This is a genomic window from Pseudomonas sp. S8 (assembly GCF_050473925.1).
Lineage (GTDB): Bacteria > Pseudomonadota > Gammaproteobacteria > Pseudomonadales > Pseudomonadaceae > Aquipseudomonas > Aquipseudomonas parakoreensis.
In genome coordinates this window covers 2,352,284-2,372,395 of record NZ_JBFDVZ010000016.1, presented here as the reverse complement: position 1 = coordinate 2,372,395, position 20,112 = coordinate 2,352,284, and the positions used below count along the sequence as shown (strand labels likewise).

The 20,112-nt window shown below is 60.6% G+C and carries 19 protein-coding genes; 11 read left to right on the top strand and 8 right to left on the bottom strand.

The window, feature by feature from the left end:
- The first annotated feature begins 180 nt into the window (after positions 1 to 180).
- From AB1J88_RS11655 to AB1J88_RS11635, 5 genes are all read left to right on the top strand, one after another.
- Positions 181 to 369: a hypothetical protein gene (locus AB1J88_RS11655; protein WP_041067596.1), complete on the top strand. Its 189-nt coding sequence runs from the start codon at positions 181 to 183 to the stop codon at positions 367 to 369.
- A gap of 325 nt (positions 370 to 694) precedes the next feature.
- The gene (locus tag AB1J88_RS11650; protein WP_007960728.1) at positions 695 to 1,063 is read left to right on the top strand and encodes a glycine zipper domain-containing protein; all 369 of its coding nucleotides are present in this window, start codon (positions 695 to 697) and stop codon (positions 1,061 to 1,063) included.
- A gap of 134 nt (positions 1,064 to 1,197) precedes the next feature.
- The gene (locus AB1J88_RS11645; RefSeq protein WP_041067599.1) at positions 1,198 to 1,623 is read left to right on the top strand and encodes a YMGG-like glycine zipper-containing protein; all 426 of its coding nucleotides are present in this window, start codon (positions 1,198 to 1,200) and stop codon (positions 1,621 to 1,623) included.
- Between the two features lie 123 nt (positions 1,624 to 1,746).
- Positions 1,747 to 1,914, top strand: coding sequence for a hypothetical protein (locus AB1J88_RS11640; RefSeq protein WP_174377150.1), 168 nt, complete (start codon positions 1,747 to 1,749; stop codon positions 1,912 to 1,914).
- 266 nt (positions 1,915 to 2,180) lie between these two features.
- Positions 2,181 to 2,876, top strand: coding sequence for an HAD-IA family hydrolase (locus AB1J88_RS11635; RefSeq protein ID WP_430291122.1), 696 nt, complete (start codon positions 2,181 to 2,183; stop codon positions 2,874 to 2,876).
- 79 nt (positions 2,877 to 2,955) lie between these two features.
- Here AB1J88_RS11635 and AB1J88_RS11630 read toward each other — a convergent pair whose 3' ends face one another.
- The gene (locus tag AB1J88_RS11630; RefSeq protein ID WP_027613305.1) at positions 2,956 to 3,702 is read right to left on the bottom strand and encodes a 3-oxoacyl-ACP reductase family protein; all 747 of its coding nucleotides are present in this window, start codon (positions 3,700 to 3,702) and stop codon (positions 2,956 to 2,958) included.
- A gap of 126 nt (positions 3,703 to 3,828) precedes the next feature.
- Between AB1J88_RS11630 and AB1J88_RS11625 the strand changes: the two genes are divergently transcribed.
- On the top strand, positions 3,829 to 4,755 hold the full coding sequence (locus AB1J88_RS11625) for a LysR family transcriptional regulator (RefSeq protein ID WP_430291121.1): 927 nt from the start codon (positions 3,829 to 3,831) through the stop codon (positions 4,753 to 4,755).
- Positions 4,756 to 4,888: 133 nt separating this feature from the next.
- Here the strand turns inward: AB1J88_RS11625 and AB1J88_RS11620 are convergent, their stop codons facing one another.
- From AB1J88_RS11620 to AB1J88_RS11610, 3 genes are all read right to left on the bottom strand, one after another.
- Positions 4,889 to 5,617 (bottom strand): aspartate/glutamate racemase family protein, encoded by a 729-nt coding sequence (locus AB1J88_RS11620; protein ID WP_430291120.1) that lies wholly within the window; start codon positions 5,615 to 5,617, stop codon positions 4,889 to 4,891.
- Between the two features lie 54 nt (positions 5,618 to 5,671).
- Positions 5,672 to 7,210 (bottom strand): NCS1 family nucleobase:cation symporter-1, encoded by a 1,539-nt coding sequence (locus AB1J88_RS11615; protein ID WP_430291119.1) that lies wholly within the window; start codon positions 7,208 to 7,210, stop codon positions 5,672 to 5,674.
- Positions 7,211 to 7,789: 579 nt separating this feature from the next.
- On the bottom strand, positions 7,790 to 8,524 hold the full coding sequence (locus AB1J88_RS11610) for a phosphoadenylyl-sulfate reductase (protein ID WP_003223260.1): 735 nt from the start codon (positions 8,522 to 8,524) through the stop codon (positions 7,790 to 7,792).
- A 163-nt stretch (positions 8,525 to 8,687) separates the two neighbouring features.
- Here AB1J88_RS11610 and thrH point away from each other — a divergent pair, with 163 nt between their 5' ends.
- Positions 8,688 to 9,305 carry a bifunctional phosphoserine phosphatase/homoserine phosphotransferase ThrH gene (thrH, locus tag AB1J88_RS11605; protein WP_041067615.1) on the top strand — a complete coding sequence of 206 codons (618 nt, stop codon included), beginning with the start codon at positions 8,688 to 8,690 and terminating at the stop codon, positions 9,303 to 9,305.
- Between the two features lie 108 nt (positions 9,306 to 9,413).
- Here thrH and pabB read toward each other — a convergent pair whose 3' ends face one another.
- From pabB to AB1J88_RS11585, 4 genes are all read right to left on the bottom strand, one after another.
- Positions 9,414 to 10,757, bottom strand: coding sequence for an aminodeoxychorismate synthase component I (pabB, locus tag AB1J88_RS11600; protein ID WP_430291118.1), 1,344 nt, complete (start codon positions 10,755 to 10,757; stop codon positions 9,414 to 9,416).
- Positions 10,758 to 10,968: 211 nt separating this feature from the next.
- Complete coding sequence (locus AB1J88_RS11595) at positions 10,969 to 11,955, bottom strand: alpha-L-glutamate ligase-like protein (RefSeq protein WP_041067621.1); 987 nt, start codon at positions 11,953 to 11,955, stop codon at positions 10,969 to 10,971.
- Complete coding sequence (locus AB1J88_RS11590) at positions 11,955 to 13,490, bottom strand: inactive transglutaminase family protein (RefSeq protein ID WP_041067624.1); 1,536 nt, start codon at positions 13,488 to 13,490, stop codon at positions 11,955 to 11,957. The genes AB1J88_RS11595 and AB1J88_RS11590 overlap by 1 nt, the downstream gene beginning before the upstream one ends.
- 5 nt (positions 13,491 to 13,495) lie before the next feature.
- Positions 13,496 to 14,032, bottom strand: coding sequence for an ATP-dependent zinc protease family protein (locus AB1J88_RS11585; RefSeq protein ID WP_025110318.1), 537 nt, complete (start codon positions 14,030 to 14,032; stop codon positions 13,496 to 13,498).
- Positions 14,033 to 14,389: 357 nt separating this feature from the next.
- Here AB1J88_RS11585 and AB1J88_RS11580 point away from each other — a divergent pair, with 357 nt between their 5' ends.
- The 4 genes from AB1J88_RS11580 to acnD all read left to right on the top strand — a co-directional run bounded on the left by AB1J88_RS11580 (position 14,390) and on the right by acnD (position 20,073).
- Positions 14,390 to 15,112, top strand: a complete 723-nt coding sequence (locus AB1J88_RS11580) for a GntR family transcriptional regulator (RefSeq protein ID WP_174377155.1) — start codon at positions 14,390 to 14,392, stop codon at positions 15,110 to 15,112.
- A complete protein-coding gene (gene prpB / locus AB1J88_RS11575; protein ID WP_041067638.1) occupies positions 15,109 to 15,999 on the top strand; it encodes a methylisocitrate lyase in 891 nt (296 codons plus the stop codon). Before AB1J88_RS11580 ends, prpB begins: the two co-directional genes overlap by 4 nt.
- Positions 16,000 to 16,145: 146 nt before the next feature.
- A complete protein-coding gene (gene prpC / locus AB1J88_RS11570) occupies positions 16,146 to 17,273 on the top strand; it encodes a bifunctional 2-methylcitrate synthase/citrate synthase (RefSeq protein WP_430291117.1) in 1,128 nt (375 codons plus the stop codon).
- A 205-nt stretch (positions 17,274 to 17,478) separates the two neighbouring features.
- Positions 17,479 to 20,073 carry a Fe/S-dependent 2-methylisocitrate dehydratase AcnD gene (acnD, locus tag AB1J88_RS11565; RefSeq protein ID WP_430291116.1) on the top strand — a complete coding sequence of 865 codons (2,595 nt, stop codon included), beginning with the start codon at positions 17,479 to 17,481 and terminating at the stop codon, positions 20,071 to 20,073.
- Positions 20,074 to 20,112: the final 39 nt, after the last annotated feature.

The following is a 20,112-nucleotide window of genomic DNA, read 5'->3' as shown; positions in this document are numbered from 1 at the left end:
CAAGCTTCAGGGCGTCTTCGGGTAATGGGATGTTGAAGAGGTGTAGGCCATTCGTCGGGCATTGGTCGAACTGAACCGCAAGTCCAGTAATGACCGGCTAGTCTCAAAAGCCTTGGAGGTCGATATTTTTTCGGGCAAAAGGGCTTTGCCGGTGTCGATCTATTGCAAAGGGGAGAGGCTATGACTGATCCGTATATCGAAGACGATGGAGCCGAGTTTTCATTCAATAACTGTGTCCGTTGCGGCCAGACGGAGTATCAATCGGGCTTTGGCGAGGACCCGGTGCAGACCGGCAAGATCAAGTCCACCACGCCCAAGGGGCCGAAAGCCAAATTCCTTCCGAAGGTTTCGGCCCGGTCAAGAAAGTAAGGTGAGACCAAACAACCCCGTCTATGAACGGGGTTTTTTATGCCTGATGTTTATGAAAGGAAATCTCCTACAAGCGATCGGGCAGATTCGGTTTTTTTTCACAAACTTTTCACGTCCACGGACGTAGGGTGAAGCCATCCGTTAGAAAGCAAGTCTCCAGCCCGTCTCCCCAGCGGGCTTTTTTTTGCCTGCGATAAAACCTTTTGCCAAATCGCTGTCCAATCGGCGCCAAGTGCTCGGCGGCAGCTGATTTTTCTGGACTTCAGCGCGTCGGCAGCTTTCAATCTCGGCCCCTTTTGATCTCCCTATTTTTGAGGTTTTTGTCATGCGTCTAACATTGCCCGCTCTGGTTCTGGGGCTTCTGGTTGCTCAAGGTGCGGTGGCTGGTGAAGGCACTGCGGCACTCGGCGGCGGTCTGGGTGGTGCGCTGGGTAATGTGGTCGGCCAGAAAATGGGCGGCAGCACCGGCGCGGCGATTGGTGCCGGTGTTGCAGGCGCGGCCGGCAGTGCGATGGCCGCCGGCAAAGGCAGCCGCACCAAGGCGGCTATCGGCGGTGGTGTTGGCGCGGCCGGTGGTTCGGTAATCGGCAACAGCCTGGGCGGCCGAAATGGCGCGACCATTGGCGCCGGCCTGGGTGGCGCTGCCGGTGGTGCCGTCGGCGCCAACCTGTCCAAAGGTCACAAGCGTCACTGATTGCGAACGTTTGTCAGAAATAGCCCGGCTCGACGCCGGGCTTTTTCATGGCTGAACGTTTTTCCGAAAAATGTCTCCAATCTGACATAGGCCCTGTGGGCATTCCGTCCCGATTCGGGAACTGTGAGGTTCAAATGCGTTTGTCATTATCTGCACTGTTTTTCGGATTACTGGTCGCCCAAGGTGCGATGGCCGCCGGCGATGGTAGCGCCGCCGTCGGTGGCGGACTGGGCGGTGTGCTCGGTAACGTGGTCGGTGGCCAGCTCGGCGGCAGCACCGGTGCCGCAGTTGGCGCAGGCGTCGGTGGCGCGGCGGGCAGCGCGGTCGGAGCGAATAAACACAATCGCACCGAAGCCGCCATCGGCGGTGGTCTCGGCGCTGCCGGCGGCTCGGTGGTTGGTAATAGCCTGGGCGGCTCCACCGGCTCCGCCATCGGTGCCGGTTTAGGCGGCGCAGCGGGTGGTGCGGTGGGCAACAACCTGGGTGACGACGGCGGAAGCGGGCATTCCGGCGGGGGTCACAAGCACAACAAGTACAAACATAAAAACCGCCATCATTGATTGAATATTCGAAAGCAAACCCGGCCTGGTGCCGGGTTTTTCGTGTCTGGCGGTCGGACACTGGAACGATTGGCTGTAGGGCTTTTCGAACGTTATACAACCCACCAGACGTAGAGGTTTGCCATGACGCCCGAAACCGAAGGCAAGGAAGAAAAAGGCCCGAGCGGTCTGCCGTTTATCAATGATCCTGGGAACGAGGATCCGGGGTCGCTGATGGATGATGCGACGGTGCCGTTGAATGATGCGGATGAGGCTTTGGATGATTATGAAGAGGAGGAGGACGAGCAGTGATTGCTTGTCTGTCCGAAGCCCGGCTTCTCAGTCGCGCACTCAAAAAAAGTGCGCGGACTTTGCGGGGATCACGAGGTAAAAAAATCGGGAAATCAGGCGTTATCTGTAGGGCTTTTCGCTAAACATCAGCGAGTCATTCCACGGCTCGTAAACATTGCCCGTTGCTCAATCTCTGCTGGCCTCGCTATGCTGCTGAACCCATTAATCAGATCCAAGCAGCGGCGCCAGCTGGGCCGCCCGGGATGTTTTTGATAACGGATCCGATGATGAATGCACCGATAAAGACGTTTGGCCCGATCAAGGCCGTGATTTTCGACATGGACGGTTTGCTGCTGGACACCGAAGGCATCTACACCGAGGTCACCTCGCTCATTGCCGAGCGCTATGGGCGGACCTTCGACTGGAGCGTTAAACAGAACATCATCGGTCGCGGCGCCAATGACTTGGCGAACTACGTGGTGCAGGCGCTCGATCTGCCGATCAGCGCTGAAGAGTTTCTGGTGATCCGCGAGCCGCTGATGCGTGAACGCTTTCCCAAGGCCCAGGCGATGCCGGGCGCGGAGGAGCTGATTCGCCACCTCAAGGCACACAACATTCCGATCGCCGTGGGCACCAGTTCGTCGCGGCAGTCGTTCGGCCAGAAAACCACCTTGCACCGCGACTGGTTTGCGCTGTTCGACTTCATTGTCACGGCGGACGACCCGGAAGTCGGCGCAGCCAAGCCGGCGCCGGACATCTTCCTCACTGCGGCCCGGCGTCTGGGTGTCGCGCCTGAGGATTGCCTGGTGTTCGAGGATTCACCATTTGGCGTTACCGCGGCGAAAGCGGCGGGGATGACGGCCATCGCGATTCCCGACGCGGCCATGGCTGATGAAAAATACGCTCACGCCGACGGGATTCTGCGTACGCTCAAGGCGTTCACTCCGAGTGCCTGCGGTTTGCCAGCGCTGGAGTGGGCTTGATCTGCCAGTGAAGCGCTCATTAAAAACGCCGCTCTCTGTAACGAGGTGCGGCGTTTTTTGTACCCGGGATTCAGCGCAATCAGGCGCCAAAACCACCGTCGATGGTCAGGCTGGCACCGGTGATGTAACCGGCTTCCGGGCCCACCAGATAGGCGACGAAACCGGCGATTTCATCGGCAGTGCCGTAACGGCCCACCGCCATCAGCGGGATCAGGCTTTCAGCGAAATCACCGTGCGCGGGGTTCATGTCGGTGTCGACCGGGCCGGGCTGCACATTGTTGATGGTGATGCCGCGCGGGCCGAGATCACGGGCCAGGCCTTTGGTCAGGCCGACCAGCGCCGATTTGCTCATCGCGTACACCCCGCCACCGCCGAAGGGCATGCGGTCGGCGTTGGTGCTGCCGATGTTGACGATGCGTGAGCCTTCGCCCATGTGCTTGGCGGCTTCCTGAGACGCGATGAACACGCTGCGCACGTTGATCGCCAGGGTCTGGTCGAAGTCTTCCAGTTTGAAGTCTTCCAGCGGTGCGATGGCCAAGACGCCGGCGTTGTTCACCAGAATATCCAGGCGGCCAAAGGCTTCGACGGTGGCGCTGACAGCATTGCGGATTGCGGCTTCATCGGCGCTGTCGGCCTTGATCGCCAAGGCTTTGCCGCCGCTGGCGGTGATGCTGTTCTGCAACTCTTCGGCCTTGGCGGTGGAGCTGACGTAGGTGAAGGCGACAGCGGCGCCTTCGGCGGCCAGACGTTTGACGATGGCGGCGCCGATACCACGGGAACCGCCTTGAATCAGAGCGACTTTGCCGCTGAGGTGTTGAGTGGTCATGTTCGATCTCCAGAAAATTCAAGGCGGGGTGCCTTGTTGTTGGAGCCGAGTATCGGCCTCGCATCGACAACCGTGTAGACCATGATTGCTATAGTCTGTGTAAACCAGAAGTTTATAGTGGCGATCATGGAAACTTTCAGCAGTATCGAATGCTTCGTGCGCAGCGCCGAAGTCGGCAGCTTTGCCGAGGCCGCCCGGCGCTTGAGCCTGACCCCGGCCGCCGTCGGCAAGAGTGTGGCGAAGCTCGAGGTGCGGCTCGGTGTACGGCTGTTCCAGCGTAGTACACGCAGCCTGACCCTGACCGAGGCCGGCAAGCTGTTTTTGAGTCAGGTCAGTGGCAGTCTGACGACGATTCAGAATGCGGTGGCCAATCTGTCGAGTGTGGAAGGACTGCCGGCGGGGACGTTGAAAGTCAGCATGGGCACGGTATTCGGGCGTTTGTACATCGTGCCGTTGCTGCAAGAGTTTTTACGTCGGTTTCCGGCGATCAACCCTGACTGGCATTTTGATAACCGTCAGGTCGACTTGATCGGGCAGGGTTTCGATGCGGCGATTGGCGGGGGCTTTGAATTGCCCCAAGGCGTGGTCGCACGCAAGCTGGCACCTGCGCATCGTGTGTTGGTGGCGTCTGCAGACTACCTGCAAAACCACGAGGTGATTGCCGAGCCGGACGACCTGCAACGTCACGATGGCATCCTGATTCGTTCGCCGCAAACCGGTCGTGTGCGCTCCTGGCAGTTGATCAGTAGCGGCAGTCAGCTCTGTCAGCCCTTGACCCTGAAGACGCGAATGACCATGAGCGACTCCGAAGCCGCCTGCGCTACGGCAGCACAAGGGCTGGGCATCGCGCTGGTCAGCATGCCGTTTGCCGTGGGTTACCTCGAGGCGGGCACGTTGCAACGGGTGCTACCGGACTGGTACATCGATGACGGCAACATTTCGATCTACTACGCCGAGCACAAATTGTTGCCAGGCAAGACTCGGGCGTTTGTCGATTTTGTGATTGAGCAGTTTGCTCAGAAGGGGTTGGCGCTGCGGTTCAGTGCTGTCTGAGCAGGACTTTGGGACCGAGGTGTGGCCATCGCGGGCAAGCCACGCTCCCACAGGTTCTTCGTCGTTCACATGATGGTGATACAACGCGAAACCTGTGGGAGCGAGGCTTGCCCGCGAAGAACGATAACGCGGTCTACCGGGCAAACCGCTCCGCCCAGCCAATGATCTGTTTCGGCCGGGGTGTCGCATAGGTCCGCACCTTGGACGTCGACAACCCCAGTCGCACCAGCGATTCAGCAATGGTCACCGCCGCCGTCACGCCATCCACCACCGGCACCCCGGTACGGCGGCGGATCTGTTCGTCCAGCCCGGCCATGCCGCCGCAACCCAGGCAAATCACTTCGGCCTTGTCCTGGGTGACTGCCAGTTCCGCCTGTTGCACGATGGCTTCCAGCGCCCGTTGTGGCTCGTGCTCCAGTTCCAGAACCGCCAGACCGCTGGCCCGCACCGATGCACAGCGATCCCACAAGCCGGACAGTTTCAGCCGATCCTCGATCAGCGGCACAGTGCGATCCAGCGTCGTGACCACCGAATAGGCGTGGCCGAGAAACATCGCAGTGCTGGCGGCGGCGTCGGTGATGTCTACCACCGGCACGTTGAGCAGTTCCTGCAAACCTTCGCGACCGTGTTCGCCGTAACCCGCTTGAATCACCGCGTCGAAAGGCTGGTCGTAGGACATCACCCGATCCATCACGGCGATGGCCGCCAGATAACTTTCGAAATTGCCTTCCACCGAGTCGGCGCCGAAGAACGGCGTCAAGCCGATGATTTCCGTGCCGGGAGACGCGACCGTCTGCGCCGAGCGGGCGATGGCTTGGGTGATGGATTCGGTGGTGTTGACGTTGACCACAAGAATACGCATGAGAAGTCCTTATTGCGGGCAGTTCAGCGGCCCGAAGTCCGGGCCGCGAGGAAATTAATGGCTGACGTTATCGACGGCGATGGATTCGCCGCTGACGTCGGCGTAGTGCGGCTGACGCTTGGCGATGATCAGGTAGAGCAGGGCGGCGATGCCGGCACCCACCAGCCAGGAGAACGGCGAAATGCTGTGGAAACCCGGGACCAGCGCCAGGACGATGGCAATCAGCGCCGCAGGAATGAACGCCGCCACCGCGCGGAAATTCACCCCGCGGCTGTAGTAATAGGCACCGTCGGGATCTTCGCTGTACAACTGCGGGACGTGGATCCGGCCTTTGCGGATCAGCCAGTAGTCGACCATGATCACTCCGTACAACGGGCCGAGCAGGGCGCCGAGACCTGAGAGGAAATACACGATCACCAGCGGGCTGTTGTAGAGGTTCCACGGCAGGATCAGCACGGCGATGGTCGCGCTGATCAGCCCGGCGCGACGGAAGGTCAGGTATTTCGGCGCCAGGTTGCTCAGTACGAACGCCGGGGCGACGAAGTTGGCCATGATGTTCACCGCGACGGTGACGATCAGGAACGCCAGGCAACCGAGGACCAGAAAGAACGTGTTGGGGATCGAAGCGATGATTTCGGTCGGGCTTTCGATGATCCGCCCGTTGATCTGAAATTGCGCACCGCAGAGCAGGACGGTGATGGCAGCGAACACCAGAATATTCACCGGCAGGCCCCAGAAATTGCCGACCTTGATGGTCTTGCGGCATGGCGAGGAGCGGGCGAAGTCGCAGAAATTGAGGATCAGCGTGCCGTAGATCGCCAGCCACAGGGCGCCGCCGGCAAAGATATTGCGCCACATCTCGCCACCGGTCAGCGGGTCGCGGATCGACCAGGCAATGGTCGCGTTGGCCTGGGTGTACATCCACGCAGCGAGCGCCGCAACGGTCAGCAGAATCACCGGCCCGGCAAAGGCTTCGTAACGGCGGACCATTTCCATGCCATAGGCGAGGATCGCCAGTTGCACGAACCAGATCACCACGAAGCACACCCAGCCCAGCGTTGACAGGCCGAGGAACGAATTGTGGTCGTAGTCGGCGAAACCGGGGTGAATCGCCGTCAGCAGCACGCGAAATACCACCGACGCCAAATACGTCTGAATACCGAACCAGGCGATGGCGATCACCGCGCGAATCAACGCCGGAATCTGCGCGCCGTGGATGCCGAAACTGATCCGGCTGATCACCGGAAACGGCACCCCGGTTTTCTGCCCCATGTAGCCGGACAGGTTCATGAAGAAGTACACCAGCGCCGCACCGATCCCCAGCGACAGCAGAATCTGCCAGCCGCCCAGGCCCAACGCATACAGGCCGATGGCGAACGAGTAGTTGGCGATGTTGTGCACATCGTTGGTCCACAGGGCGAAGATGCTGTACTTGCCCCAACGCCGCCCTTCGGCCCGGGTCGGTGCGAGGTCGCTGTTGTGCAGGCGTGGGCTCAGTTGTAGCGGGGCGGCCAGACCCGCGTCGGGCGATGGTTGGTCGAGTGCAGAGGCAGGCAGATTCAACGCGATGTTGTTGGAGAGACTTGTACGCATTCCGGCAGGCTCCTGATGGGCGGGGCCGCGATGACTGTGCATGAGCTCAGGGCTCGACAAATCTTCGTCGCGGCCAGCAGACATCACTGGTTACGGGGCATCTGCAGCCTGTACGGGATAGGGCGCTTCAGGCTTGCGGATCGAAAGTGTGGATAGATGTTTTGCAGTTTTGTATACAAAACATGTATGCACCAAAGCCAGATCTGTGCCAGTTAGCGATCTATGGAGCGCTGCGCTCATTTCGAAAAGTTATCGATGAGCGCTAAGTGGTTGAAAATATTTGGTTATAAATTGACCGATTGAACAGCTATTTATTTTTTACGGGGGATTGTGCGGAGGTGGCAAGACAGAGGCGCTTTGCCAAGGGATGTAACTTTTCAGGGCGTGAAAACAAAAAGTGCACACATAAATGGCACCGATGGTGACATTCGTGTGTACACATTTTTTCATGGCACCACGAAGCAAATGTGGGAGCGAGCTTGCTCGCGAAGGCGTCTTTCCAGTCAACAAATCCGGTGACTGTCAGAACGCTTTCGCGAGCAAGCTCGCTCCCACAGGGGGCATCATTGAGGCAGAGATTTACGCCTTGCTGATGATATTCCCCGCATGCAGCCCGCACTCTTTCTGCGTGGCTTCTTCCCACCACCAGCGGCCTTCGCGTTCGTGCTGGTTCGGCAGGACCGGGCGGGTGCAGGGTTCGCAGCCGATGCTGATGAAGCCACGCTCATGCAGGCTGTTGTAGGGCAGCTCAAGCATGCGGATGTAGCCCCAGATCTCTTCGCTGGTCATTTGCGCCAGCGGGTTGAATTTGTACAGGGTGCGTTCCGGAGTGGAGAACGCGGTGTCGATTTCCAGCACCGCCACGGCGCTGCGGGTGCCCGGGCTCTGGTCGCGGCGCTGGCCGGTGGCCCAGGCTTTGACGCCAGACAGTTTGCGGCGCAGCGGCTCGATCTTGCGGATGCCGCAGCATTCGCCATGACCGTCCTTGTAGAAGCTGAACAGGCCTTTTTCCTTCACGAAAGGTTCGAGTTTGGTGTAGTCCGGCGACACCAGTTCGATGTCGATCTTGTAGTGCTCGCGCACCTGATCGATGAAGCGATAGGTTTCCGGATGCAGGCGGCCGGTGTCGAGGCTGAACACCTTGACGTTCTTGTTCAGCTTCCAGGCCATGTCCACCAGCACCACATCCTCGGCGCCGCTGAAAGAGATCCACAGTTCATCACCGAACTCGGCGAACGCGAGTTTCAGGATGTCCTGGGCGGATTTGTTGGCATAGGTCGTGGCGAGTTCCACGACATCGAACGTTGGGCTCATCAGGGCGGCTTCCTACAGGTCGGTGGCGCTGGGCGCTCTATATGGCGGCGATGTTAACAAAAAGCGGCGGAGTAGGGTGTGCCTGCTGCGTTGCGCGGTCGCGGGGGAGTCGCTAGAGTTCGGGCTCGCTCGACTCAATAATCACTACAAACGGGAGTGTCTTGTGGAAATTGCTTGCCTGGATCTTGAAGGGGTACTGGTACCGGAAATCTGGATCGCCTTCGCCGAAAAAACCGGAATCGAATCCCTCAAGGCCACGACCCGGGACATTCCCGATTACGACGTGCTGATGAAGCAGCGTCTGCGCATCCTCGACGAGCACGGCCTGAAACTCTCGGACATTCAGGAAGTGATCGCCACCCTCAAGCCGCTGGATGGCGCGGTGGAGTTCGTTGACTGGCTGCGCGAGCGCTTTCAGGTGGTGATTCTCTCGGACACCTTTTACGAGTTCTCCCAGCCGCTGATGCGCCAACTGGGCTTCCCGACCTTGCTCTGCCACCGCCTGATCACTGATGACAGTGGGCGGGTGACCAGCTATCAACTGCGTCAGAAAGACCCCAAGCGTCAGTCGGTGCTGGCATTCAAGAGCCTGTACTACCGAGTGATTGCGGCGGGCGATTCGTATAACGACACGAGCATGCTCGGCGAGGCGGACGCGGGGATTCTGTTCCATGCGCCGGACAACGTGATTCGCGAGTTCCCGCAGTTCCCGGCGGTGCATACGTTTGCCGAGTTGAAGCAGGAGTTCCTCAAGGCTTCGAACCGCGACCTGTCCCTGTAAACCAAATCCCTGTAGGAGCTGCCGCAGGCTGCGATCTTTTGATCCTGTTTTTTAAGATCAAGATCAAAAGATCGCAGCCTGCGGCAGCTCCTACAGGGTTTGCGTCATTCAGAGGTTTTGCAGGGTTTCGAGGAGGATTCGGACCTTGGTAATCGACTCCTGATACTCCGCCTGCCAATCCGAATCAGCCACGATCCCGCCACCCCCCCAGCAACATACCTGCCCATCCTTGACCAACAGACTGCGAATCGCGATGGAGCTGTCCATCTCGCCGCGTACGTCCAGGTACAGCAGCGAGCCGCAATACAACCCGCGTCGAGTCGGTTCCAGTTCGTCGATGATTTGCATCGCGCGGATCTTCGGTGCGCCGGTGATCGAGCCACCGGGGAAACTGCCGGCGATCAGGTCGAGTGCGTCGCGGTCATCCGCCAGTTCCCCGGTCACGCTGCTGACCAGGTGATGCACGTTGGGGTAGCTTTCCAGGCTGAACAGCTCCGGTACCCGCACCGAGCCGATGCGGCAGGTGCGGCCGAGATCATTGCGCAGCAGGTCGACGATCATCAGGTTTTCCGCGCGATCCTTGGGGCTGGCCAGCAGTTCGGCGGCGTTGGCCGCGTCTTCGGCAGGCGTCAGACCGCGCGGGCGAGTGCCTTTGATCGGGCGGGTTTCCACTTGGCGCTGGCTGACTTTGACGAAGCGCTCTGGCGACAGACTCAACACCGCGTCGCCGTCCGGCAGGCTCTGGAAACCGGAAAACGGTGTCGGGCAAGCCTCGCGCAACGCGCAGTAGGCCAGCCATGGATCGCCTTGGCAGGTTGCGCGGAAACGCTGGGCGAAGTTGACCTGATAGCAGTCGCCGGCCTGGATGTATTGATGAATGCGCTCCAGCGCCTGGCGATAGTCGTCCGGCGAAAGATCGGCAGTCATCGGCGTGTGCAACTTGAACGGCGTCAGCGGCGCTGAGGTCGGTTGGCTGAACAGCGCGATCAGCCGTTGCCGCTCGCTGTCGGCCAGTGACGGGTGAAACACCAATTGACTGGTGGCGGTCTGGTGATCGCTGATCAGCGCCCAGTCATACAGGCCGAACCGCGCGTCGGGCAGTTGCAGATCGTCCCGGGCCAGGCTCGGCAGATTCTCCAGATGTCGGCCGAAGTCGTAGCTCAGATAGCCGATCAGGCCACCGGCGAAAGGCAGGTCATATTCGGCAGGCAGTTGCGCTTCGCCCAGGCGAGTCAGATTATCCCGCAGGCGTTGCAGGAAAACGCCGCCGCTCTCATCGGGCAACACCGCCAGTTGTGCCAGCGGCCAGGCGCTGAGCAGGTCATAACGGCCACGGTCGGCACTCGGCCGGCCGCTGTCGAGCAGCACCGCACCGGGCGCATGGCGGATGGCCGCGAAGTAATCGGCGGGGTTGGCACGGTAGGGCAGCGGGTGTACGGAACAGGTCAACATGGGCGGGGCAGATCGGCCATCGAGGCGGGGTGGGGATTGTAGTCCTCTGCGGGAATTGCTCCTAGAGGGGATGTCGGGGATTGGCAGATCCGCAGCGGCTGACGAGCAACCTGTGGCGAGGGAGCTTGCTCCCGTTGGAGTGCGAAGCGCTCCCCAAAAATCTTACGACTGCTGCGCAGCCGAGCGGGAGCGAGCTCCCTCGCCACGGGGATCAGCCCTCGACCGCCGGAATATGCCCAAACATCTCCTGAGTAAACGCCACCCGCTCTTCAACCGACTCGGTCACACCACGCGCCTTCAGCTCCTCCAGGTGTGCCTCGACCGCATGCGTACGCTGAGTCAGCCCGCAGTCGTTGGCAATCTGGATATTCAGCCCCGGCCGCGCATTCAGTTCGAGAATCAGCGGGCCTTTCTCCTGGTCAAGCACCATGTCCACACCGATGTAGCCCAGGCCGCACAGTTCATAACAGCCGGCGGCGAGTTTCATGAAACCGTCCCAGTAGGGCAGTTGCACGCCATCCACCGCGTTGGTGGTGTCGGGGTGTTTGTTGATGATGTTGTTCAGCCAGGTACCGCGCAGGGTCAGGCCCGTGGCGAGATCGACACCGACGCCGATGGCGCCCTGGTGCAGGTTGGCCTTGCCGCCGGACTGACGGGTTGGCAGGCGCAGCATGGCCATCACTGGATAGCCCATCAACACGATGATGCGGATGTCCGGCACGCCTTCGTAGCTGATGCTCTTGAAGATCTGATCCGGGGTCACCCGGTATTCGATCAGTGCGCGGTCGCGGTGACCGCCCAGCGAATACAGGCCGGTGAGAATGCTCGAGATGTGGTGCTCGAGCTCTTCGTGGGCAAGGATCTTGCCCGAGACCGTGCGATAGCGGCCTTCGAAGCGGTCGGCGATGACGATGATGCCGTCACCGCCCGCACCTTGAGCCGGTTTGATCACGAAATCGTTGCGCCCGCCGATGATCGCGTCGAGCTTGTCGATTTCCTTCTCCGTGGAGATCACGCCATACAGCTCCGGCACATGAATGCCGGCCTCGATCGCGCGCTCCTTGGTGATGATTTTGTCATCGACGATCGGATACAGGCTGCGCTTGTTGTACTTGAGCACGTAGTCGGCGTTACGCCGATTGATGCCCATGATGCCCCGCGCCTCCAGCGCCTTCCAGGTCTTCCAGAAACCGAACATCAGGCGTCAGCCTTCTTCAGGAAAGCCTTGAAGCGCACCAGTTCGGTCAGGCGGTAACCGCGATAGCGACCCATCGCCAGCATGAAACCGACCAGAATCAGCAGGATCGCCGGGAAGGTAAACACGAAGTACACCAGCTCCGGCACGGTCATGATCAGGTGGGCCAGCGAGGCGGCGAACAGGGTGCCGATCGCCACTTTCATGGCATGGCTGGCGCCGCGTTCTTCCCAGGTGATCGACAGGCGTTCGATGGTCATGGTCAGAATCACCATCGGGAACAGCGCCACCGACAGGCCACGCTCCAGCCCCAGCTTGTGGCTGAACAGGCTGATGGCGGCAATCAGCACCACCACGAAGGTCAACACCACCGACAGGCGCGGCAGCATCTGCAGCTTCAAATGTTCCAGATACGAGCGTAAGGACAGGCCCAGCGCGGTGATCACGGTAAACAGCAGGATGCCGAAGCCCAGTTGCGTTTCGCGGAAGGCCAGGGCGATCAGCACCGGGGTAAAGGTGCCGAGGGTCTGCAGGCCGATCAGGTTGCGCAGGATCAGGATCACCAGCACGCCGATCGGGATCATCACCATGATCATGAACGTCTGCTGGGTCTGCAGCGGCAGGCCGTAGAGCGAGTATTCGAGGAAGTTGGCATCGGTGTTTTCGTCGGTCAGCTTGGCCAGACGAATCGCGTTCATCTCGCTGTTGTTCAGGCTGAAGGTCACGTTGGCTTTCTTCGCGCCGTCGACGGTGATCAGGTTTTCATCACCGGTCCACCACAGCAGACGGTCGGTCGGCAGGCCTTGCTCACCGGTTTCCGGATTGAAGTACAGCCAGTCGTTGCCATTGAAGCTGCGCAGCCACAGCTCCGGGGTTTGCGGTTGATCGGCAACGAGGCGGATGGTGTGGACTTTTTCTACCGGTACGTGGGCGATCGACAACAGCAGTTCGACGATCTTCGCCTTGTGCGGCGTCGACGGATCGCCGGCCAGCAGCAGTTTGACGTTGTCGTCGTTGACGTTGTTGACGCGTTTGATCGCTTCGCCGATGAAGGTCTCGACGTCGGCCGAGTGCTGGCGGATCGGTGCGAGCAGGGCTTCGGCGGCGATTTTTTCCGGGCCTTCGATGGCGATGCTGTCGCGGAAGGTCGGGCCTTTGATCTTGGATTTTTCTGCGGTATAGCGTTTGGTCAGCACCAGACGGTAATAAAGCGTCTGGTTGCCCTTGGCCCGGCGCGCGGACCAGGTGACCTTGCGGTTGCCGTCGACGCGGTTGACCGCCACGCCGTAATTATTGGAGATAAAGCTTTCGTTGAGGCTGACGTAATCGCGGCTCAGCGGCGGCACGAACATCTGGACTTTCACCGGATCCTTGGTGCTGGCGACGAACTCGACTTTGGCGTCGATGTTCCACAGGTCGTCGGTAGCGTCTTCGGTCACCGGGATGCCGAGCACGAAAATCTGATAGGCCGTAACCGAAACGCCCAGGAGCACCAGAATGGTGATCAGGATTTTCAGGTGGAAGGTTAGAGAACGCATGGAAATTACTCGGCGGTATGAGCGGCGATGGTGCAGGCGGGTTTGCCGGCAGCGTATTTAAGACTGGGGTCGACCAGCGCGTCGAAGCGTTTCAGCGCTTCGGAGCCGATCAAAAGCGGGTATTGGAACGCACTACGGTCGGTCAGGTTCACTTCGATGCTGCGCAGCGCCGTGCCCATGCAGATGTCCAGCTCGATCACCGGACGCGCGGTGTACTTCTTGCCTTCTTCCGGGTCGTAGTCGCCGGCACGGCGCTTGATCTTGCTGACCCGGGCCAGCGGCCGTTCGATCGGATGCGAATGCGCAGCGTCGATCGCCAGGTAGAAACGCACCCAGGACTCGCCGTTGCGTTTGAAGCGTTTGATGTCGCGGGCACTCAGTGAGGCGGTTTTGGCGCCGGTGTCGAGTTTGGCCGCGACTTGCAGATTGATGCCGTCAAGCGATGCATATTCGTTGAGGCCGTACACGGTTTTTTCCCCCGCCGCGGCGAGGCCGGGCAGGCAAAACAGCGCAAAAAATGTGGGGAAGGGCTTGAGTCTCATAAATCCTGGTGCGCAGCGTTCCGTTTTCGGTTCAGGTTCCTGGCAAAACTTGCGCAAGCGCCTGCGTGTGCCTATCAGCTTTTTATGACAAGCCGTACAAATGGCCAGCAAATGCGGGCGGCATTCTAGCACGGTGGTTTTATGGCGCCAGCGCTCGCGCCGGTCTATAAAAGATCAAAAGATCGCAGCCTGCGGCAGCTCCTACAAAGGATTCGCGTACATCCTGTAGGAGCTGCCGAAGGCTGCGATCTTTTCGGTTTATTAGACGATTGTCGACAATATCCATTTATCCTTTGACTGATGCCGGCTAATTGGCTAGTTTTTGCCGCATTGGATTTGAAGGTGTCGACAATCATGCTGGATCAACTCGATCCCCCGGTCATCAGCGGCGACGATTCCGAGACGCTCTCGGAAAACGTCTTCCGGCGCATCCAGGCGGCTATCGTCAAAGGTGAGATCGCCCCCGGCAGCAAGATCTCCGAGCCGGAGCTGGCGCGCACCTACGGCATCAGTCGCGGGCCGCTGCGCGAGGCCATTCATCGGCTCGAAGGCCAACGCCTGCTGGTGCGCGTACCGCATGTCGGCGCGCGGGTGGTGTCGCTCAGCCACGCCGAATTGCTCGAACTCTACGAAATCCGCGAATCCCTCGAAGGCATGGCCTGCCGTCTGGCGGCCGAGCGCATGAGCGTCGAAGACATCGACGAACTGCGCCGGGTGCTGGAAACCCACGAGCGCGACGCGGCGTTTCAGGCCGGCGTCGGCTATTACCAGCAGGAAGGCGATTTCGACTTCCACTATCGAATCATTCAGGGCAGCGGCAATCGCACCCTGACCCAGATGCTCTGCGGCGAGCTGTATCAACTGGTGCGCATGTACCGCATCCAGTTTTCCACCACGCCCAATCGGCCACGTCAGGCCTTTGCCGAACACCACCGGATTCTCGATGCCATCGCCGACCGTGACGGCGAACTCGCGGAATTGTTGATGCGCCGCCACATCGGCGCCTCGAAACGCAACATCGCCCGTCATTACCAGGACGGCGCCGACAATAAGACAGCCACTGAACGAGGTGAGTCATGAGTTCCAAGCAGAACACTCCAGGCCAGCGTTTCCGCGATGCGGTCGCCAGCGAGCATCCATTGCAGGTGGTCGGCGCGATCAACGCCAACCACGCGCTGCTGGCCAAGCGTGCCGGTTTCAAGGCGATCTACCTGTCCGGTGGCGGGGTGGCCGCAGGCTCGCTCGGCGTGCCGGACCTGGGCATCACCGGCCTGGATGACGTGCTGACCGACGTGCGGCGCATTACCGACGTCTGCGACTTGCCGCTGCTGGTGGACGTCGACACCGGTTTCGGCGCCTCGGCGTTCAACGTGGCGCGCACCGTGAAGTCGATGATCAAGTTCGGCGCGGCGGCGATTCACATCGAAGACCAGGTCGGCGCCAAACGCTGCGGTCACCGTCCGAACAAGGAAATCGTCACCCAGCAGGAAATGGTCGACCGCATCAAGGCAGCGGTCGATGCCCGTACCGATGACAGCTTCGTGATCATGGCCCGCACTGACGCGCTGGCGGTTGAAGGTCTGGAGTCGGCACTGGATCGCGCCGCCGCGTGCATCGAGGCCGGCGCTGACATGATCTTCCCGGAAGCCATCACCGAACTTGAGATGTACAAGCTGTTCGCCAACCGGGTGAAGGCACCGATCCTCGCCAACATCACCGAGTTTGGCTCGACACCGCTGTACACCACCGAGCAACTGGCTGGCGCCGATGTGTCGCTGGTGCTGTACCCGCTGTCGGCGTTCCGCGCGATGAACAAGGCAGCGGAAAACGTCTACACCGCGATCCGCCGCGACGGCACCCAGCAGAATGTCATCGACACCATGCAAACACGCATGGAGCTTTACGATCGCATCGACTACCACACCTTCGAGCAGAAGCTCGATGCGTTGTTTGCCGCTAAAAAATAAAGGCGAAGATCAAAAGATCGCAGCCTCGTTTCACTCGACAGCTCCTACAGGAACGCGGTCGATGTAGGAGCTGCCGAAGGCTGCGATCTTTTGCCAACAACACCGTAATTGCAGATTCCCTAACAAATTCAAGATTGGAGACAGCAATGGCCGAAGCAAAAGTACTCAGTGGCGCCGGGCTCCGGGGCCAGGTTGCCGGGCAAACCGCACTGTCCACCGTGGGCCAGGCCGGTGCCGGGCTGACCTATCGCGGCTACGACGTGCGTGATCTGGCAGCCGACGCGCAGTTCGAAGAAGTGGCGTACCTGCTGCTGTACGGCGAACTGCCGACCCGCGCACAACTCGACGCTTACCAGCAAAAGCTGAGCAAGCTGCGCGACCTGCCGCCAGCACTGAAAGAAGTGCTCGAACGCATCCCTGCCGACGCCCACCCGATGGACGTCATGCGCACCGGTTGCTCGTTCCTCGGCAACCTCGAACCGGAGAAAGACTTCTCCGAGCAGCGCGACAAGACCGACCGTCTGCTCGCCGCGTTCCCGGCGATCATGTGCTACTGGTATCGCTTCAGTCACGACGGCAAACGCATCAACTGCGTCAGTGATGAGCCATCGATTGGCGGCCACTTCCTGCACCTGTTGCACGACAAGAAACCGAGCGAACTGCACGTCAAAGTGATGAACGTGTCGCTGATTCTGTACGCCGAACACGAATTCAACGCCTCGACGTTTACCGCTCGCGTTTGCGCATCGACCCTGTCCGACCTGTATTCCTGCGTCACTGCGGCTATCGGTTCGTTGCGCGGCCCGCTGCACGGTGGCGCCAACGAAGCGGCGATGGAAATGATCGAGCGCTTCTCGTCGCCGGAAGAGGCGATCAAGGGCACCCTCGGCATGCTCGAGCGCAAGGACAAGATCATGGGCTTCGGCCATGCAATCTATAAGGACAGCGATCCGCGCAACGAGGTGATCAAGGGCTGGTCGAAAAAACTCGCTGACGAAGTCGGTGACAAGGTGTTGTTCGCGGTTTCCGAAGCCATCGACAAGACCATGTGGGAGCAGAAAAAACTATTCCCCAATGCCGACTTCTACCATGCCTCGGCGTACCACTTCATGGGCATCCCGACCAAGCTGTTCACGCCGATTTTCGTCTGCTCGCGCCTGACCGGCTGGGCCGCGCACGTGTTCGAACAGCGCGCCAACAACCGCATCATCCGTCCAAGCGCCGAGTACATCGGCGTCGAACAGCGCAAGTTCGTGCCAATCGAACGTCGCTGAATGGTGAGGACTGAACACTGATCCAGAGGTTTACCGAGGACCCTGTGGGAGCTGGCTTGCCAGCGATGACTGAGTCACATCCAACCTTGATGTCGACTGACCCACCGCTATCGCTGGCAAGCCAGCTCCCACAGGGTTTGGTGTGAACTTCAAGATCAGTGTCCAGCTCACCCTTTGAAACCACCGTGACCCGAGCCCTGACCCGATGAACACAGCATTCCGCAAAAACCTGCCCGGCAGTTCCCTGGATTATTTCGACGTCCGTGCGGCGGTCGAGGCGATTCAGCCCGGCAGTTACGACACCCTGCCGTACACCTCCCGCGTGCTGGCGGAAAACCTTGTGCGTCGCTGCGACCCGGCCACGCTCACCGATTCGCTGAAACAACTGATCGAACGCAAACGCGACCTCGACTTCCCGTGGTTCCCGGCGCGCGTGGTCTGCCACGACATTCTCGGCCAGACCGCGCTCGTGGACCTCGCCGGCCTGCGTGACGCGATTGCCCAGCAGGGTGGCGACCCGGCGCAGGTCAACCCGGTGGTGCCGACGCAACTGATCGTCGACCACTCGCTAGCGGTGGAGGCCGGCGGTTTCGACAAGCAGGCGTTCGAGAAGAACCGCGCCATCGAAGACCGGCGCAACGAAGACCGTTTTCACTTCATCAACTGGACCAAAAAGGCCTTCAAGAACGTCGACGTGATCCCGCCGGGCAACGGCATCATGCACCAGATCAACCTGGAGAAAATGTCTCCGGTGATTCAGGTGCGTGACGGCGTGGCGTTCCCCGACACCTGCGTCGGCACCGACAGCCACACCCCGCACGTCGATGCGCTGGGCGTGATCGCCATCGGCGTCGGTGGCCTCGAAGCCGAGAGCGTGATGCTCGGCCGCGCGTCGTGGATGCGCCTGCCGGAGAGCGTCGGCGTCGAACTGACCGGCAAGCTGCAACCGGGCATCACCGCCACCGACATGGTGCTGGCCCTGACCGAGTACCTTCGCAAACAGAAAGTCGTCGGCGCCTGGCTGGAGTTCTTCGGCGAAGGCGCGTCGGCACTGACCCTCGGCGACCGCGCGACCATCTCCAACATGGCCCCGGAGTACGGCGCCACCGCCGCGATGTTCTACATCGACCAGCAAACCATCGACTACCTGAAACTCACCGGTCGCGAAGACCAGCAAGTGCAGCTCGTCGAGCAGTACGCCAGACTCAACGGCTTGTGGGCCGACAGCCTGAAAGGCGCGCAATACGAGCGTGGCCTGAGTTTCGATCTGTCGTCGGTGGTGCGCAACATGGCCGGCCCGAGCAACCCGCACGCCCGTGTGGCGGTAGCGGATCTGGCGGCCAAAGGCATTTCCGGGCAGTGGGATGACGTGCCGGGGCAAATGCCCGATGGCGCGGTGATCATCGCGGCCATCACCAGCTGCACCAACACCAGCAACCCGCGCAACGTGATCGCCGCCGGCCTGCTGGCGCGCAACGCCAACAAGCTCGGCCTGACCCGCAAGCCGTGGGTCAAATCCTCGCTGGCGCCGGGTTCGAAAACCGTCGCGCTGTATCTCGATGAAGCGGGGCTGACCACGGAGCTGGAACAACTCGGTTTCGGCGTCGTCGCGTTTGCCTGCACCACCTGCAACGGCATGTCCGGCGCCCTCGATCCGGTGATCCAGCAAGAGATCATCGACCGCGATCTGTATGCGACGGCCGTGCTCTCCGGCAACCGCAACTTCGACGGTCGCATTCACCCGTACGCCAAGCAGGCATTCCTCGCGTCGCCGCCGCTGGTGGTGGCCTACGCGATTGCCGGCACCATCCGTTTCGACATCGAAAAAGACGTGCTCGGTGTGGTCGACGGCAAGGAAATCCGCCTGAAGGACATCTGGCCGAGCGACGAAGAAATCGACGCCGTGGTGAAGTCGTCGGTCAAGCCGGAGCAATTCCGTCAGGTCTACATCCCGATGTTCGCCATCCACGAAGACACCGGCCCGAAGGTCGCGCCGCTGTACGACTGGCGCGAGATGAGCACCTACATCCGTCGGCCGCCGTACTGGGAAGGCGCGCTGGCCGGGGCGCGTCCGCTGAAGGGCATGCGCCCGCTGGCGGTGCTGCCGGACAACATCACCACCGATCACCTGTCGCCCTCGAACGCGATCATGCTCGACAGCGCCGCCGGCGAATACCTGGCGAAAATGGGCCTGCCGGAAGAGGACTTCAACTCCTACGCCACGCACCGTGGCGACCACTTGACCGCGCAGCGTGCAACCTTCGCCAACCCGAAACTGTTCAACGAAATGGTTCAGGAAAATGGCAAGGTCAAGCAAGGCTCGCTGGCCCGCGTTGAGCCGGAAGGCAAGGTGATGCGCATGTGGGAAGCCATCGAAACCTACATGGAGCGCAAGCAGCCGTTGATCATCATTGCCGGCGCCGACTACGGCCAGGGCTCGTCCCGCGACTGGGCGGCGAAAGGCGTGCGTCTGGCAGGCGTGGAAGCGATCGTCGCCGAAGGCTTCGAGCGTATCCACCGCACCAACCTGGTGGGTATGGGCGTGTTGCCGCTGGAGTTCAAACCGGGCACCGACCGTCACACGCTGGCCATCGACGGCAGCGAAACCTACGACGTGATCGGCGCCCGCACCCCGCGTGCCGACCTGACGCTGGTGATCCATCGCAAGTCCGGCGAGCGCGTTGAAGTGCCGGTGACCTGCCGTCTGGATACCGCTGAAGAAGTGTCGATCTACGAGGCCGGCGGCGTGCTGCAGCGCTTCGCCCAGGACTTCCTCGAAGAGTCGGCGGTTGCCGTTTAAATCACGTAGTGCGAGCGCGGGTCGGTTGACCCGCGTTTG

Excerpts from the sequence above, each read along its gene's own strand:
- AB1J88_RS11655 (WP_041067596.1), top strand. The coding sequence starts at position 181 with ATGACTGATCCGTATATCGAAGACGATGGAGCCGAGTTTTCATTCAAT.
- AB1J88_RS11650 (WP_007960728.1), top strand. The coding sequence starts at position 695 with ATGCGTCTAACATTGCCCGCTCTGGTTCTGGGGCTTCTGGTTGCTCAA.
- AB1J88_RS11645 (WP_041067599.1), top strand. The coding sequence starts at position 1,198 with ATGCGTTTGTCATTATCTGCACTGTTTTTCGGATTACTGGTCGCCCAA.
- AB1J88_RS11640 (WP_174377150.1), top strand. The coding sequence starts at position 1,747 with ATGACGCCCGAAACCGAAGGCAAGGAAGAAAAAGGCCCGAGCGGTCTG.
- AB1J88_RS11635 (WP_430291122.1), top strand. The coding sequence starts at position 2,181 with ATGAATGCACCGATAAAGACGTTTGGCCCGATCAAGGCCGTGATTTTC.
- AB1J88_RS11630 (WP_027613305.1), bottom strand. The coding sequence starts at position 3,702 with ATGACCACTCAACACCTCAGCGGCAAAGTCGCTCTGATTCAAGGCGGT.
- AB1J88_RS11625 (WP_430291121.1), top strand. The coding sequence starts at position 3,829 with ATGGAAACTTTCAGCAGTATCGAATGCTTCGTGCGCAGCGCCGAAGTC.
- AB1J88_RS11620 (WP_430291120.1), bottom strand. The coding sequence starts at position 5,617 with ATGCGTATTCTTGTGGTCAACGTCAACACCACCGAATCCATCACCCAA.
- AB1J88_RS11615 (WP_430291119.1), bottom strand. The coding sequence starts at position 7,210 with ATGCGTACAAGTCTCTCCAACAACATCGCGTTGAATCTGCCTGCCTCT.
- AB1J88_RS11610 (WP_003223260.1), bottom strand. The coding sequence starts at position 8,524 with ATGAGCCCAACGTTCGATGTCGTGGAACTCGCCACGACCTATGCCAAC.
- pabB (WP_430291118.1), bottom strand. The coding sequence starts at position 10,757 with ATGTTGACCTGTTCCGTACACCCGCTGCCCTACCGTGCCAACCCCGCC.
- AB1J88_RS11595 (WP_041067621.1), bottom strand. The coding sequence starts at position 11,955 with ATGTTCGGTTTCTGGAAGACCTGGAAGGCGCTGGAGGCGCGGGGCATC.
- AB1J88_RS11590 (WP_041067624.1), bottom strand. The coding sequence starts at position 13,490 with ATGCGTTCTCTAACCTTCCACCTGAAAATCCTGATCACCATTCTGGTG.
- AB1J88_RS11585 (WP_025110318.1), bottom strand. The coding sequence starts at position 14,032 with ATGAGACTCAAGCCCTTCCCCACATTTTTTGCGCTGTTTTGCCTGCCC.
- prpB (WP_041067638.1), top strand. The coding sequence starts at position 15,109 with ATGAGTTCCAAGCAGAACACTCCAGGCCAGCGTTTCCGCGATGCGGTC.
- prpC (WP_430291117.1), top strand. The coding sequence starts at position 16,146 with ATGGCCGAAGCAAAAGTACTCAGTGGCGCCGGGCTCCGGGGCCAGGTT.
- acnD (WP_430291116.1), top strand. The coding sequence starts at position 17,479 with ATGAACACAGCATTCCGCAAAAACCTGCCCGGCAGTTCCCTGGATTAT.